Source organism: Paenisporosarcina sp. (assembly GCF_057785155.1).
Genome location: NZ_JBYNRN010000021.1, coordinates 19758 through 34946, shown reverse-complemented (window position 1 = coordinate 34946; position 15189 = coordinate 19758). Strand labels below are relative to the sequence as shown.

Here is a 15189-nt window from a genome sequence, read left to right as displayed (position 1 = left end):
GTTTGTCGAAAAATGGACAAATCGACTCTAGTCAACAATGAAGTATGTAAATACTTCTTTTTTGTTTGACTTAAGTTGTGTATATAAAACTATTCAAAGGTGGTTTCGATCTTCGTGAAAAGACCGACAATTTTAGTATTAGGCGCCGGATACGGCGGATTATCAACTGTAGTCAATCTACAAAAAATGATTGGTGTCGATGTTGCAGATATTACTTTGATTAACCAAAATGATTATCATTATGAGTCAACATGGTTACATGAAGCTTCTGCTGGAACATTACGTCCGGATCAAGTTCGTTATGATATTGCTGATGTTATTAAAGCAGACAAAGTGAAGTTTATTAAAGCTTCTGTTGAAGGCATTGATATCGCTGGTAAGCAAGTGACAACGAATAACGGTGTATTTACGTATGACTATTTAGTCATCGGTCTTGGATTCGAAGGCGAAACTTTCGGAATTCCTGGTTTGGATAAATATGCATTATCAATTGCAAATGTTAAAGCTGCTCGTCAAATTCGCGAGCATATTGAATATCAATTTGCTACATGGTCAATGGAAGAAGTTAAAGACGATAGTCGTTTAACGATTGTTGTTGGTGGAGCAGGTTTCACAGGTATTGAATTCTTAGGTGAATTAGGTAACCGTGTCCCTGAACTTTGCAAAGAATTTGATGTGCCACAAGAAAAAGTACGCGTACTATGCGTAGAAGCAGCACCAATGGTATTACCAGGATTTGATCCTGAATTGGTTGAATATGCAGTTGGTCATCTTCAAGCTAAAGGAATCGAATTCTCAATTGGTACACCAGTTGTAGAAGCAACTCCTGAAGGCGTTAAGATTAAAAAAGGTGAAGAAGAATTTGATTTCGTTAAAGCTGGAACTGTCGTTTGGGCAGCCGGAGTACGCGGAAACCGTTTAATCGAGCAAACTGGTATTGAAAATATGCGTGCACGCGTTAAAGTTGAAAAAGATATGAGAGCTCCAGGTCACAATGATGTATTTATCGTTGGTGACTGTGCGTTATTAATTAACGAAGAAGTGAATCGTCCATATCCTCCAACAGCACAAATTGCAATGCAACAAGGTGTTACAGTTGCAAAAAACCTTATTGCTCTAATTAATGGAGAAGAAACAGAGACATTTGTTCCTGACTTAAAAGGTAGCGTATGTTCACTTGGAGAAGACGATGCAATTGGTGTTGTTTTCGGTAAAAAAGTGACAGGTGCTAAGGCTTCATTTATGAAGAAAATGGTCGATAACCGTGCTCTTTATATGTTAGGTGGCCCTTCATTAGTTGTGAAAAAAGGTAAATTTAATGTACTATAAAATGATTGAAAAGCTTCCATCAGAATTTCTGATGGGAGCTTTTTTTGTTTTCTGCAACTTTTTACATGAATGGTACCAAGACGCAACACAGAAAATCAAAATGCGTGAAAAATATATTTAAGAAAGTGAGAATAAACGAGTAAAATGGAGATAAAATAAGAATAAGGTAAATGTATTCGTTTACATTTCTTTTTTATTTGTTTACAACAATTAAGACCCATGCTATATTATCAGAATATTAAGAAATAAAGGGAGATGTAAGTATGAAATCAAATAAAAAAAGTGGTCAACCCAATCAATGCCCATATTGTAAAGGTGAAGGATATTTCCAATTGCGTCTTGGTGGATCAGAAACATGTACGTGTTGTTCGGGATCAGGAAGAAAATAAAATAATACCATAAAGACCCTTTTCGTGAATTTGTCGAAAAGGGCCTTTATGTGTAGAAATAAAGAAAAATAGAAGTATTCGGGTCGCCAATTGTTACAGAGCATTGAACATAGAGCTAGGAGATTGAAAGGCAATTCCCAATCATGTAAACTGAAAAAAGGAAGCATGGAGGGAAAAATAGAATGGATGGTAATTTTACACTTGTCACAATGATGTTATCCGTATTAATATTTTTAGTTATGTTCTTTGGGATTGGTTTCTTATTAAACATGCTTTTACGCATGACCTGGTTAATGGCGATTGTTTATCCGATTGTTGTAATCTTGATAATAGATGAGGTTGACTTCTTTGAATACTTCACTCAACCAGTAATGGCTTTCCAAGCTCTTGGAGATAAGCTGTTATCTTTACACTTTGCAGATATAACGATCTTAACAAGTGGTTTAATTGGCGCAATCATTGCGGGTATCGTTATTAAACTTCTACGTAAAAATGGATATCAAATGTTTTAAATGAAAAGCCATGTAACTCGATTGAGTTTACATGGCTTTTGACTGCATAAAAACAGAAAGTTGATTTCCATTGCGACGGACGCTTTCCGCGGGCAAGACTTCAGCCGCTTCCCTCGCGATGCTCAGTCCAGGGTCTTCAGTTCTTGCTGATTCCGCTGGAGTCGCCGTCTCCATTCCAATCAGACTGATAATATGAAGAAAATAGATTTTTATTCGTATAAGGATATACATTGATTATATTACTAACTACTGAGAATATAACTTCCAAGCAAGACAATATCATACCTGAAAACAACTGTATCAATAATTCCTTCAAGTGTAGAAGCTATCATGTCTAGCTCTTTAAAAGAAAATGAGATAGGTGAAATATCAAATATATAGTTACTTAAACAATCTTTGTACAGTGCGGTTGACATACATTTGGAAGCTATTTTAGTAGAAAAGTGGTTGGTTATTTCTGTAGACTCCTGCGGAAAAACGAAATACGCTAGACCCCACAGGCTAAGCTGGCTTTGACAGCTTAGCCGAGGAGGCTTGCGTTTCGTCCGCGGAAAGCGAAAGTAATAACCAACCACCTTTATTATTTATCAGGAAGTCAGATGTTATGGTGCTATTTGTTTAAAGTCAAAAGCCATGTAATCTCAAATGAGTTTACATGGCTTTTTTAACTGGAATTATAAGATGAAGGCATAAATTAAAATGGAGATTACAATGCCTGTTAACGCTCCCATAAATACTTCACTTGGTTTATGTCCCAATAAAGTTTTAAGTTCTTCAATTTTCTCAATATCTTTCTTTTGCGTCCATCCTTTTGATTGGCTAACAAAAGTTTGAAAGTCGGTACGCATTTGATTAATAATGATGGCTTGTTGCCCCGCCTGAAAACGGACACCCGTTGCATCAAACATCACGATAATCGCAAAAATAGCAGACACAGCGAAAAGAGGAGAGCCAAGACCTGTTTCAAAGGCTATCGCTGTTGTTAATGCAGTAACAGCCGCAGAATGTGAACTAGGCATACCGCCGGTAGAAGTGAATAGTTTCCAGTCCACTTTTCCAGTAATTAAATAGCCGATAGGTATTTTAACAAATTGAGCAAAAATAATACCGAATAATGCAGCTAGGAGTGGAGTATTTGTAAGAATATCCATTTAAATTCCACCCTTTCTAGTTGAGGTTTTGTTCTTTAATTATAACATAGATTAATAGGTGAAACCTTTCATTGGAAGGGACTTCAGATAATTCGAAATTCGGAACATATTCATATATAATAGAAGTCGAGAGTATATAAATGGAGGGGTTCAGAATGAAAGTTCAAGTAGCAGAAGTTAACTTCAATGAAATTCAAAGTGACGTTTTAATTGTAGGAACATTTAAGCATCCAGAAAATACGCAAGGATGGTCAGATTTTAATTCGTTTTATGGCTCTTCATTAGAAAAATGGTTGAAATCTGGGGATATATCAAGTGATCGTAAAAAGATAACGAAATTACCTGCACTGAATGATGGAAAACCTCAACGTATTTTCTTTGTAGGTTTAGGTGACCGAAAAACATTGAAACAAGATGAATTAAGAGACATCTTTGGTTTAGTAGGAAAAGAACTAGTATCAACAAAAACTTCAAATGTAACGATTTGGTTAGATTCATTTACAGCTGAAGACGAAATCCTTATTGAAGATGCAGCCTACTTAGCGTCTGAAGGTATTGGTATGGGGATTTATAAAGTGCCGGGATATAAAACATCATCTAACGAAGTAGACCATTATTTAGATCATGTTGAAATTATGACAAATGCAGATTCACAAGAAATTGTCGCATATTTTGAAGTAGGAATGATTTACGCAGAGGCAGTAAATGAAGCACGAACTTTAGTAAATATGCCTTCAAATCTATTAACTGCTACAAAAATGGCAGAATATGCGAAAGAACTTGCCGAAAAGTATGACTTTGAATATGAAGAATTAGGAAAAGCTGAAATGGAAGAGTTAGGAATGGGTGCTATTTTAGCAGTAAATCAAGGCTCTATGGAAGAACCGCGCCTAATGGTATTAAAATATCAAGGGAATGATGAATGGACAGATGTTGTCGGTTTAGTCGGTAAAGGAATCACGTATGACACTGGAGGTTACTCAATTAAGCCAAAAGATGGCTTGGTAGGTATGAAAGGTGATATGGGTGGAGCAGCAGCTGTTCTAGGCGCGATGCGTATTATCGGAGAAACGCAACCTAATAAAAATGTTATAGCTGTAATTGCTTCTACGGATAATATGATTTCTGGCAATGCATTTAAACCTGATGATGTAATCACTTCTTTGAGTGGGAAAACTATTGAAATTTTAAACACAGATGCTGAGGGCAGACTTGTTTTAGCTGACTCCGTAACGTATGCAAAACAACAGGGAGCTAATTACATTGTTGATGTTGCAACGCTAACTGGTGGGGTAATCGTGGCTCTTGGAAAAGATAAAACTGGTGCCTTAACAAATGATGAAGCCTTCTTCGAAACGTTTATGGAAGCTTCTGTTGAGACAGGCGAATTTGTATGGCGCCTTCCTTTAACGGAGAATGACAAAAAGAGAATTCGTAAAAGTGATGTTGCTGACTTAAATAATTCTCCAGGTCGTGATGGGCATATGATATTTGGCGGTGGTTTTGTTGGAGAATTCGTTGAAAATACACCATGGATTCATTTAGACATCGCTGGAACATCTGATGCATCCTCTGCTCATGATTTAGGTCCTAAAGGTGGTACTGGTGCGATGGTGCGTACCTTAGCTACATTAATTGAACGAATGAGTGAAGAAGCAGCCGAATAGGCATTAACCCTGTGTCTCTAACCCTTGAATTCATACGATAGGAAGGAGAGGAGGAGAGACATTTGGTGAATCGTTATCGTCCCTACTATGGTAGAGGATTTGGACGCGGATTTGGTGGAGGAGGTCTCGGCTTTTTTGGGGGACCTTTCTTGGGAGGACTTGCTGGTAGTTTATTAGGTTCTACTTTATATCCTCAATACCGACCTTACCCTTATCAATATTATCAGCAGTATCCACCATACTATTACCCACCCTATTATGGAGGGTATCCGTACCGTGGTTATTAATTAAAAAGGCAACAGCTTATTCCCTCAAAGGATTAGCTGTTGCCTTTTACTATTGCTTTTTTCTTCTTTCCTCAAGGACCGGTGCGAGTTCATCTTTCACTGAACCTTCCCACATTTTAACGCCTGTTAAATAAGCAGATCGACCAATAACATGACCTCCAACAGGACCTGTTATAAACAAGAAGACTATGCCTAAAAGAATTCGAGTATTTACATGGCCTTCGATGAACCAAAAGTGGAAGAATACCCCTAACAGGATAAACATGACACCAAGAGTCGCACTTTTAGATGCAGCGTGAGTTCTAGAGTATACATCTGGTAATCGAATTAAACCAATTGCAGTCACTAAAATAAAAATGACCCCAAATACGATCGTTGAAATGATTAAAATATTAGCTAATATCATTGTCACGTTGAATAATCTCTCCCTTCTCTAGAAACTTAGAGAATGCAACCGTTCCGATGAACGCTAATATGGCTAACAATAAAATGATTTCTAAGAAAAAGCTAGTTCCCGCTAAAATTGAAATCATACCAATCATACAGATAAGAGCTACTCCTAGAGAATCGAGTGCAACCACACGATCTGGTACAGAAGGTCCTTTAATAAGCCGATAAATAAACGCCAACATAGAGAGACTTATTAATATAACCACACCCCAATAAAAGATCATCATTATCTGCTCACCTCCTGAATGGCTTTCTCAAATGTATTTTTGATCGAGTCAATCGCTTCGTCAGCATCGCCATAATTGAGAGCATGGATATAAAGTGTTTTAGAATCTTCCGATACATCTAACACAAGGGTTCCAGGTGTTAATGTGATTAAACTAGATAATAAGGTAATTTCCCAATCCTTCTCTAACACAATCGGTAAAGCAAAAATAGCTGGCTTTATTGGCATTTTAGGTTGAACGATTAAAAGAAGAACTTGAATATTTGCACTGATTAATTCTTTAAAGAATAATCCTATTAAACAGATGACTGCCCATACTCGGTGCATATAAAATCGACCTGGGAAAAAGCCTTTCGTTATCCATAACATTAAAGCGCCAAGTAAAAATCCAACAATGAATGTAGATGCATTAAATGACACAGTCAAAAACATCCATAGAAATGCAATTAAAAAATTAATCATAATTTGAAAGGCCATTTAAGCACCTCCTAAAACGGCTTTAATATAAATAGTTGGATCGAGCATTACATTTGAAGCGTCACTCATAAAGGGTACAAGCCACTCAGAGCCAACTCCATACAATACGCTAATTCCAACTAATACAACCGCTGGAATGAATAATCCACGGTACACACTAGAAGATAGCATCTGAACTTTAACTGGTTCTCCCCAAAATGCATAAATAAATATACGAATGACTGAAAGTAATACAACCAAACTCGAAGCTAATATGAATATGCTACCCCATAAATTATCTGCTTCAAATCCACCTTGAACAATTAATAACTTCCCGACAAACCCACTAAGTGGAGGAATTCCAGCTAAACCAAATGCAGCGATTAAATAGGTCCATCCTAAAGTTGGGTATGTCTTAATTAATCCACCCATTTTACGTAAATCAGAAGTTCCTGTAATGGCAATGATGATACCAATCAATAGGAAAAGTGCGCCTTTGATTAAGATATCGTGAATTAAGTAAAACACAGATCCCATTAAAGCTGGTTCATTCATTTGTGAAGCACCAAATAAGATAACTCCAACGGCGATAATGATGTTGTAAATAATGATTTTTTTAACATCAAAATAAGCTAGTGCGCCAATACTTCCTGCAACGATCGTTAATATGGCAAGTATCATCAATAGTTCATGAGTAAATGCCTGATCAAGCGTAAAGAACAATGTATACGTACGCATGATTGCGTAAACCCCAACTTTGGTTAGCAACGCTCCGAACAATGCTAGAACAGGGATAGGTGGAGCGGCGTAAGAACTCGGTAACCAGAAATAGAGAGGGAATATCGCCCCTTTTAGTCCAAACACCATTAAAAACAATACTGCAATAACAGTGATAATACCTGGTTGGTTTACTTCAGCAATTTTCACAGATATATCAGCCATGTTTAGCGTTCCGATGACAGAATATAAGTAAGCTACTGTAACCACGAATAATGCGGATGAAATGACATTCACTAATATGTATTTGATGGATTCACGAAGTTGTATTTTCTCTCCTCCTAGTACTATCAATAGATAGGAAGACATTAGCAATACTTCGAAAAAGACAAACATATTAAAGATATCACCAGTGGTGAAAGCTCCATTCACACCAGTTAACATAAACAAAATTCCAGGGTAGTAAAAATACGATTCACGATCTCGGTCAATAAATGAAAAGCTGTACCACACCACAATAAGTGTGATGAGTGTTGAAGATAGTACGAGTAAAACCGACAACATATCTGACACCATTGAAATACCAAATGGTGCTGGCCAACTACCAAGTGTTATAGCTTGAATACCATCTGCTTTTACTTTGAATAATAAAACAAAGGTAACAAACAAAGTCAAAAGTAATGTTCCAAACGTAATCCATCTTTGTGTCAAACGATTTTTTGGAAATAACAATAAGATGGAAGCAAAGAGAAATGGAATTAGAATGGGGAACAAAAGTAAATTAATCATGGTCTTCAGTTCCTCTCATTAAGTTCATATTATCAGTTTCAAGCTCTTGATAAGAGCGATACGCCAATACTAAGAAAAAGGCGGTAACACCAAAACTAATAACAATCGCAGTTAAAATAAGCGCTTGTGGCAATGGATCAGCATAATTCGTAACACCTGGTGATACAACAGGTGGTGCGTCACCATCTAAACCACCCATTGTTAGTAGAAGCAAATGGGCTCCGTGACTAAGTAAGCCAGTACCAATAATAATTCGTAATAAACTTTTAGATAACATTAAATAAACAGCGGCCATGAACAAAAAGCCGATAACAAAACTCATAATAATTTCCATTAGTCATCAGCTCCAATCGATTGAATAATGGTCATTGTGACACCTACAACAACTAAGTAAACACCTGTATCAAATAACATTGCAGTGTGTAAAGACTGTTTACCTAATAACGGTAATTCAAAGTAATCAAATGCATGTGTGAAAAATGGAACATTAAAGAAAATGGATCCTGCTGCTGTAGCGATTGCCACTAGTAATCCAACTGCTGTCATCACAGTGTAGTTAATCGGAAGTGCGGTAGTGACTGTTTTTAAATCGAATGCTAGCAACAATAAGACGATACCACTAGCAGTTAACAATCCCCCAACGAATCCACCACCAGGCGTATAATGACCGGCAAAAAAGATGTGAATCGAGAAAAGGAAAATGATGAAAAATATGAGTTTCGTCGTTGTTTGTAAAATAACATCATTCGTTTTCAATGCGATTCACCTCTTTCTTTTTCGTCAAACGCAATTTAATCATAGCGATAATCCCAAGAGAAGCGATGGCTAAAACGGCAATTTCAAATAAGGTATCAAATCCACGGTAGTCAACAAGAATAACGTTGACGATGTTTCCTCCACCAGCTTCAGAATACACCGTATCTTCATAATAAGAAGAAATAGACGGTACCAGCTTTTGAGAATGTGCTGATAAAGCGATAATCGTTACCGTCACACCCACACCAATTGCTACAAGTGCATTCCCTAAGCGGAAACGCATCCGATTTTCGTGTCGATTTAATTTTGGTAAATGGTAAAAAGCGAGTAAAAACAAAGCGACAGAAACGGTTTCAATAACTAATTGTGTTAAGGCTAAGTCAGGTGCATTAAATACAACAAAGAATAAGGCAACAGAGTATCCAACTGCTCCCAAAGCAATAATAGAAGTTAGTCTAGATTTTGCTAAAAGAATTGTAATTGTACCTGCTATTAATACCAATGCGATGATTAATTCATAAAAACGAATCGGCGCAAGGGTTGCAAAACTGACATCAAAGGCATTTTGAATAAACACTGTAGAAATTGTCAGTAAGACAATTCCAGTAAACATATACACCAAGTATGAGCGGATGAATCCAGTCATGTAAAAGCGAGATACACGGTTCGTTCCCACTTCGCTTAAGAACATCAAACTATCATAGAAACGGTTTAAGGTAAATCCAGATGGAAACTTCCCATATAAATGCTGCCATTTAGGCAATGTCCAATAGAGCAAGAAACCAATAATGATAATACCTAATGTCATAAACAATTCTGTATTAGGACCATGCCAAGCTTTAATATGAATCTCGATATCGCTTGGTGTTGCATATAAGAATGGTTGCATCGCTAAAACAGCCGGTTTAACCAAGGCATCACCAATCAGATTTGGAATAAAGAAGATAAGTAATACAAGCGTTCCTAAAATAGCAGGTGAAATCAGCATCCCAATAGGCGCTTCATGTGCTGTTTTAGGCAATAAGTCAGGTTGATGCTTTCCTGTAAAGGTGCGGAAAACAAAGTAGAAGCTATATACAAAAGTAAAGACACTAGCGATCCATGCAATGATTGGGAATAGGATTCCCCACGTTTCAAAAGCAAAGAACTCAAATTCAGTAATCGAAAGCATGCCTGTTAAAAACATTTCTTTACTTAAGAATCCATTAAATGGGGGAAGACCCGCCATAGATAAACTACCAATCATGGCAATCGTAAACGTAACCGGCATTAAGCTCATTAATCCGCCTAATTTCCGAATATCGCGAGTACCGGTTTCATGGTCAACAATCCCTGCAATCATGAACAAACTACCTTTGAAGGTTGCATGATTAATCAAATGGAAGATTGCAGCAAAGGCAGCATATTGAAATATGTCATTCTCTTCAACACCTGTATGGAACGAAATAGCTCCAGCACCAAGCAATGACATGATTAAACCTAGCTGACTAACTGTTGAGAAAGCAAGAATTCCTTTTAAATCTGTTTGTTTCAATGCAAAGAATGAACCCCAAAATAATGTTAATAAACCGATGCCCGTAACTAGCCAAATCCATATTTCTGAACTCGCATAAATCGGTGTGAAACGAGCAACTAAATATAATCCGGCTTTAACCATAGTGGCTGAATGTAAGTAAGCACTAACCGGTGTAGGTGCTTCCATTGCATCAGGCAACCAAATATAAAATGGGAACTGTGCAGATTTAGTGAATGCACCCAGTAAAACTAATATGAGCGACCATACAAACCACTCATGATTAAGGAGAGTAGGTGCCTGTCCAATTAATTCTCGAATCGAATAGGTATCACCCATAATCGAAAGTAAAACAAATCCACCAAGCATCATCAATCCACCAAAAACAGTGATCATCATGGATTTGAGTGCGCCAAATCTAGAGCGATCTCGCTTATACCAATACCCGATTAAAAGGAACGATGAAATGGACGTTAGTTCCCAAAAAAAGTACAAGCTAATCAGGTGGTCAGATTGAACAATTCCAAGCATAGCCGTCATGAAAAGCATTAAATAAACATAGAAATTATGTAATTGTTCGCGTGTTTTATCTAAATAGAAAATAGAATACAGCACAACCAACGATCCAATTCCAGTAATTAAAAGTGAGAATAACAAGCTTAAACCGTCTATATAGGAAATAAACGAGATATCAAGCGTTGGAATCCACGGTAAAGAGGATGTAAATGTTTTACCTTTACTCACTTCCGGTAAAAAGGTTGTGTATACAGCAAACAAAAAGACCGGTACTAAAAGGGCGAACCAGCCTGTATGTATTCCGTTAATTTTTTTAAACAAAAACGGTATGAAAAGAGCCGCAATCATCGGAATGAATATGAAAAGTACAAATGACAAGTTAATCCTCCTTCATTAAGAAATTTAAATTTATTGTTTATAAAGTCAAGTATAGCGTAGTTTTAGGCGGATTGCATGAGTGACTACTCAAAGGAAAGGTTGCTAATGGTGTATTTTCTCAGCTATGATAAATAGGAAGAAACATCGCAGATAATGAGGGAAGTTCATGAAAAATCCATATATTTTTGGTTATTTACCACTGATCACAATTATCTTATTTAGTTTAACTTTTGGTGTGTTTACCGTTACGGAAGCATTAGATTTATTTAAAGGAATCGGCGTCTATTCCGGTATGAGAGAATTTTTGTCTGATTTACAGTTACGATTGTTCTTATTAATCGTCTTCGCTTTGTTCTATTTTATGGTTTTTTCAGCTTTAAAATTGATTGCTGAAACCATTCATGAATTAGCGATGCTTTTTTTCTCTAAAGATTTTGAAGGTCATACCATACATCACGCTAGAGGTGGATATGTCGTTTACTTTTTTGGAGGTTTAGCGTCTGTTCTCGGGATTCAATCACTGCCGATCTTAATCCTCATCTTTGGTGTGACAACCTTTATCTATTTCATTTATGTTATTTATAAGTTAAGTCATACGATGACGATGTCTGGTACGGTCGGGATGATTTTATTTGAAATAGTGGTTTGGAGTCTATTTATATCATTAGTCGTCTATGTTTTATTGAAACTTTACAATGGATTAATGGCAAGTTTACCTTTATTAGAATAAAAACAGGGGTGTTCCAAGAGTCACGAAAAGTGACCTCTAGAACACCCCTTTGCTATGTCTAAAAAGATATTACCGTTTTATTAACTCCGAGAATAAATAATGGTGAATTTTTTCAGATTCAATATCTCCCATATCACGTGGTTGATCGTATCCGATCCAAACAGTGGCCGTATATTCTTCTGTTAGTCCGGCTAGCCAAAAGTCATGAAAATCATTAGTAGTACCAGTTTTCGCTCCAATATAACTTGAATCTCCTAGAACTCCAATGCCAGTGCCGTTATCTACAACATCCTGTAGCATAGATCTCATGTAGGATATAGTCTCAGCTGACCAAATTTCTTGTGTTTCTGAATCCCATGCATATAAAATATCCCCATTTTTATTTTTCACAGATCTGATTGCACGGGTAGGTTGATATTGTCCATTTATGAAACTAGAATAAGCGTCCGCCATTTGTAAACTAGTTACCCCATTATTAAATCCGCCGATTGCGGCAGGGAAATTATGATCTTCGATGTTGACTTCACTAAATTGGAAACGATTTAAAAATCCAAAAGCTTGTTCGATTCCAACGGTTTCAAACAGTCGAACGGCCGGCGTATTATAACTAAATCGAAAGGCTTGTTTGATCGGGACATCTCCATAAAATGCACCACCATAATTTTGGGGACAAAATGTTCCTATACAATATTTCCCTCCATTGACTTGACTATCAGGAGAATATTCCGTTGTTTCAAAAAAAGGTGCGTAAACAAGTAATGGTTTTATCGCTGAACCAGGTTGTCGGTAACCTTGATAAGCTCTGTGAAAATCGAATTTCCGATAATCCTTACCGCCATAGAGGGCAATAATTTCCCGGGTTTTATTGTCAATCAATGCACCTGATGCTTGCAATTCGGTATTCTCTAGTTTTTTGTTAAAGCTACGATCTATCGATTGCTGCTTGAGGGGATCTAAACTCGTCTCGATCGTTACACCAGTCGATACAATTTCATCCACTTTACTTTTTAGCTCTGCTTTAATCAAATCTTTCATGGCAGGATCTTGAGCTTTTTCTAAGCGTTCAGCAAATCCGTCTTTCTCAGCAATTAAATCTGATAATTCTTTAATCACATATGTACTGTAGGATGGATACTGTTGCACTTTTTGTTTTGTCTTTAACGTAATTTTTTGTGATTTGAATTCATTCGATTGTTCTTGCGTTATCGTCCCATTTTTAGCTAAAACATCTAGTAAAAGTTCTTGACGAAGTTTCGTCTCATTAAAATTCTTAAGAGGATTATAGAGTGATGGGTTATTTGGAATGGCCGCTAAAAATGCCATTTCTGCTTCCGTACACTCGACTAGATTTTTTTGGAAATAATAGGTTGCAGCTGCACCAATTCCATAAACTTGATTACTAAAATACATTTCATTCATATACATTTCTAAAATTTTTTCTTTAGATGAAACTTGTTCTAATTCGTATGCATATAAAAGCTCGGTTACTTTACGTTCATAGGTTTTTTCTTCCGTTAAATAACGCATGCGAACTAATTGTTGAGTGATTGTACTACCGCCTTGTTGTGATTGTTGTGCAGAAGAATTTGAAACAACAGCACGAACAATCGCGCTTAAATCATATCCAACATGTTCATAAAAATCGGTATCTTCACTTTGGATAAACAGCTCTTGAATAAAGAAAGGAATATCCTCATATTCTAAAGGCTTTCGCCACTCAACATATTCTTCTGAAAATATTTTGCCATTTCGATCTTTCATTGCAACTGGGGAAGAAAAAGAAGGTTCCGTTAACTGGATGGAACTTTTTACTTGAGTTTGAAACTGAGTAGCTGCATGAATTTCACTTTCTATTTGTGTATATAAAAAGATCATGATCGGCAACGCTAATAATATTGTCGATATCCCAATAATTTGTCTCATCCTGAAACCTCCTTTCTAGTAAATACCTACAAAAAGAATAGCACACTTTTCATAGAGAAAAGTGTGCTAATTGTACCTCATGCACGTTGATGTGCTTCTTCTTCTAATAAAACATCTTCAAAATCCTGATCAGGCATTTTGCGTGTCAAAATGAGAACTATATAGGATAGAAGGAATAGGGCACCGGTGACAAAAAACACGGACGATATTCCGATAAACCCACTAACAATTCCACCAAACATTGGCCCAATAATACTTCCTAAAAAGCGAAAACTTGTATTATAACCCATTACTTCACCTTGAATTTCAATAGGTGATTCTCTTCTAACAAGTGCAGTTGTGATCGGGATTAGCCCACCAACTGCGATTCCGAATAACAATCGTAATCCAATCAGGTGCCATAATTCAGTCACAAATGCTTGAGGGACGATAAACAAAAAGGCAAGTAAGAGTAGGAAGGTTAATACTTTCTCGTACCCAATTGAATCACCTAATCGACCCCAATATCTTGCAAATAGTAGATTACCTATTCCAGCAGCACTAAATGTAATACCTGCCAGAAACGCGACATCAGTTGAATCAGTTAGTCCAGCAACATATAGGGATAATAGGGGCTGTATAGTAAAATTCCCTATTTGAATTAACGAAGTAATAATCATTACGTGTAACAACAATCTGTGATGCATTAAACCCGCAAACACCGTTTTTCTCGTGTAAACATGTGCGTCAGCAGATGGCGTTTTGCGGATTTCATTAATTCCGATCATAACGAGCACTGCCGCTAAAGAAATGACAACTGAGGTAATAACAAATGTATATTGGAATCCGAATGAGTCAGCAAGTAATCCACCTAGAACAGGACCAAACAACGTTCCGGAAACACTCCCCATTTGTAACGTACCTAGCGTTTTCCCTGCAACTTCTTTAGGAGTTTGGGAACTGATAAAAGCCAATGAGGTTGGGATGAAACCCGTTACAATTCCCATAAACAAACGCAAGAAGAAAAACGCTTCAACAGAATCAACAAATCCCATCAATAAAATACTGATAGATATACCAAAACCATTGATAATTAGGATTGGTTTATATCCGAATTTATCTGCGATTCTACCCCAAATCGGAGACATTAAAAAAGCAGAAACAAAGGTAATACCAAAAACCATGCCGGACCACTTTTGGACATAAGCATCTGAAAAATCACCCATTGTGTTAATATATAGTGATAAAAAAGGCATGATCATGGTCGCTGTGCCGGCTACTAAAAAATTGGAAACAAACATTATATAGAAATTTCTTTTTTGTACGGTCATACGTTCACTTCTTTCTAAAACAAAAACATTGCATTCATAACCCATACTATTATAAAACATTTCGGCTTCCGAATAAAGTGATATGTCTTA

At 36.8% G+C, this 15189-nt stretch carries 16 protein-coding genes; 6 read left to right on the top strand and 10 right to left on the bottom strand.

Annotated elements, in window-relative coordinates:
* Nucleotides 1–114 precede the first annotated feature (114 nt).
* The 3 genes from AC3EA5_RS07835 to AC3EA5_RS07825 all read left to right on the top strand — a co-directional run bounded on the left by AC3EA5_RS07835 (nucleotide 115) and on the right by AC3EA5_RS07825 (nucleotide 2230).
* Complete coding sequence (locus AC3EA5_RS07835) at nucleotides 115–1329, top strand: NAD(P)/FAD-dependent oxidoreductase (RefSeq protein WP_394190502.1); 1215 nt, start codon at nucleotides 115–117, stop codon at nucleotides 1327–1329.
* A gap of 263 nt (nucleotides 1330–1592) precedes the next feature.
* Entirely contained in the window at nucleotides 1593–1718 is a 126-nt protein-coding gene (locus AC3EA5_RS07830) for a YuiA family protein (protein WP_394190504.1), read from the top strand.
* A 182-nt stretch (nucleotides 1719–1900) separates the two neighbouring features.
* Nucleotides 1901–2230 carry a YuiB family protein gene (locus AC3EA5_RS07825; RefSeq protein ID WP_394190506.1) on the top strand — a complete coding sequence of 110 codons (330 nt, stop codon included), beginning with the start codon at nucleotides 1901–1903 and terminating at the stop codon, nucleotides 2228–2230.
* A 674-nt stretch (nucleotides 2231–2904) separates the two neighbouring features.
* Here AC3EA5_RS07825 and AC3EA5_RS07820 read toward each other — a convergent pair.
* A complete protein-coding gene (locus tag AC3EA5_RS07820) occupies nucleotides 2905–3381 on the bottom strand; it encodes a divergent PAP2 family protein (protein ID WP_394190507.1) in 477 nt (158 codons plus the stop codon).
* Nucleotides 3382–3536: 155 nt separating this feature from the next.
* Between AC3EA5_RS07820 and AC3EA5_RS07815 the strand changes: the two genes are divergently transcribed.
* The gene (locus AC3EA5_RS07815; RefSeq protein WP_488607816.1) at nucleotides 3537–5048 is read left to right on the top strand and encodes a leucyl aminopeptidase; all 1512 of its coding nucleotides are present in this window, start codon (nucleotides 3537–3539) and stop codon (nucleotides 5046–5048) included.
* Between the two features lie 62 nt (nucleotides 5049–5110).
* On the top strand, nucleotides 5111–5335 hold the full coding sequence (locus AC3EA5_RS07810) for a hypothetical protein (RefSeq protein ID WP_488607815.1): 225 nt from the start codon (nucleotides 5111–5113) through the stop codon (nucleotides 5333–5335).
* A 49-nt stretch (nucleotides 5336–5384) separates the two neighbouring features.
* Here AC3EA5_RS07810 and mnhG read toward each other — a convergent pair whose 3' ends face one another.
* From mnhG to AC3EA5_RS07775, 7 genes are read right to left on the bottom strand one after another with little or no spacing between them, the layout of a single operon-like run.
* Complete coding sequence (gene mnhG / locus AC3EA5_RS07805) at nucleotides 5385–5741, bottom strand: monovalent cation/H(+) antiporter subunit G (RefSeq protein WP_488607967.1); 357 nt, start codon at nucleotides 5739–5741, stop codon at nucleotides 5385–5387.
* Nucleotides 5728–6012, bottom strand: coding sequence for a Na(+)/H(+) antiporter subunit F1 (locus AC3EA5_RS07800; protein ID WP_488607814.1), 285 nt, complete (start codon nucleotides 6010–6012; stop codon nucleotides 5728–5730). Before AC3EA5_RS07800 ends, mnhG begins: the two co-directional genes overlap by 14 nt.
* Nucleotides 6012–6488 carry a Na+/H+ antiporter subunit E gene (locus AC3EA5_RS07795; RefSeq protein WP_488607813.1) on the bottom strand — a complete coding sequence of 159 codons (477 nt, stop codon included), beginning with the start codon at nucleotides 6486–6488 and terminating at the stop codon, nucleotides 6012–6014. Before AC3EA5_RS07795 ends, AC3EA5_RS07800 begins: the two co-directional genes overlap by 1 nt.
* Nucleotides 6489–7973 (bottom strand): Na+/H+ antiporter subunit D, encoded by a 1485-nt coding sequence (locus tag AC3EA5_RS07790; protein ID WP_488607812.1) that lies wholly within the window; start codon nucleotides 7971–7973, stop codon nucleotides 6489–6491.
* Nucleotides 7966–8307 (bottom strand): Na(+)/H(+) antiporter subunit C, encoded by a 342-nt coding sequence (locus tag AC3EA5_RS07785; RefSeq protein WP_488607811.1) that lies wholly within the window; start codon nucleotides 8305–8307, stop codon nucleotides 7966–7968. Before AC3EA5_RS07785 ends, AC3EA5_RS07790 begins: the two co-directional genes overlap by 8 nt.
* Nucleotides 8307–8729, bottom strand: a complete 423-nt coding sequence (locus AC3EA5_RS07780; RefSeq protein ID WP_394190521.1) for a Na(+)/H(+) antiporter subunit B — start codon at nucleotides 8727–8729, stop codon at nucleotides 8307–8309. Before AC3EA5_RS07780 ends, AC3EA5_RS07785 begins: the two co-directional genes overlap by 1 nt.
* Nucleotides 8716–11136, bottom strand: coding sequence for a Na+/H+ antiporter subunit A (locus AC3EA5_RS07775; RefSeq protein WP_488607810.1), 2421 nt, complete (start codon nucleotides 11134–11136; stop codon nucleotides 8716–8718). The genes AC3EA5_RS07780 and AC3EA5_RS07775 overlap by 14 nt, the downstream gene beginning before the upstream one ends.
* A gap of 166 nt (nucleotides 11137–11302) precedes the next feature.
* Between AC3EA5_RS07775 and AC3EA5_RS07770 the strand changes: the two genes are divergently transcribed.
* Nucleotides 11303–11866, top strand: a complete 564-nt coding sequence (locus AC3EA5_RS07770) for a YufK family protein (protein ID WP_488607809.1) — start codon at nucleotides 11303–11305, stop codon at nucleotides 11864–11866.
* Between the two features lie 69 nt (nucleotides 11867–11935).
* Here the strand turns inward: AC3EA5_RS07770 and AC3EA5_RS07765 are convergent, their stop codons facing one another.
* Nucleotides 11936–13789 (bottom strand): transglycosylase domain-containing protein, encoded by a 1854-nt coding sequence (locus tag AC3EA5_RS07765; protein ID WP_488607808.1) that lies wholly within the window; start codon nucleotides 13787–13789, stop codon nucleotides 11936–11938.
* Between the two features lie 77 nt (nucleotides 13790–13866).
* Nucleotides 13867–15099 carry an MFS transporter gene (locus AC3EA5_RS07760; RefSeq protein ID WP_488607966.1) on the bottom strand — a complete coding sequence of 411 codons (1233 nt, stop codon included), beginning with the start codon at nucleotides 15097–15099 and terminating at the stop codon, nucleotides 13867–13869.
* Nucleotides 15100–15189 lie beyond the last annotated feature (90 nt).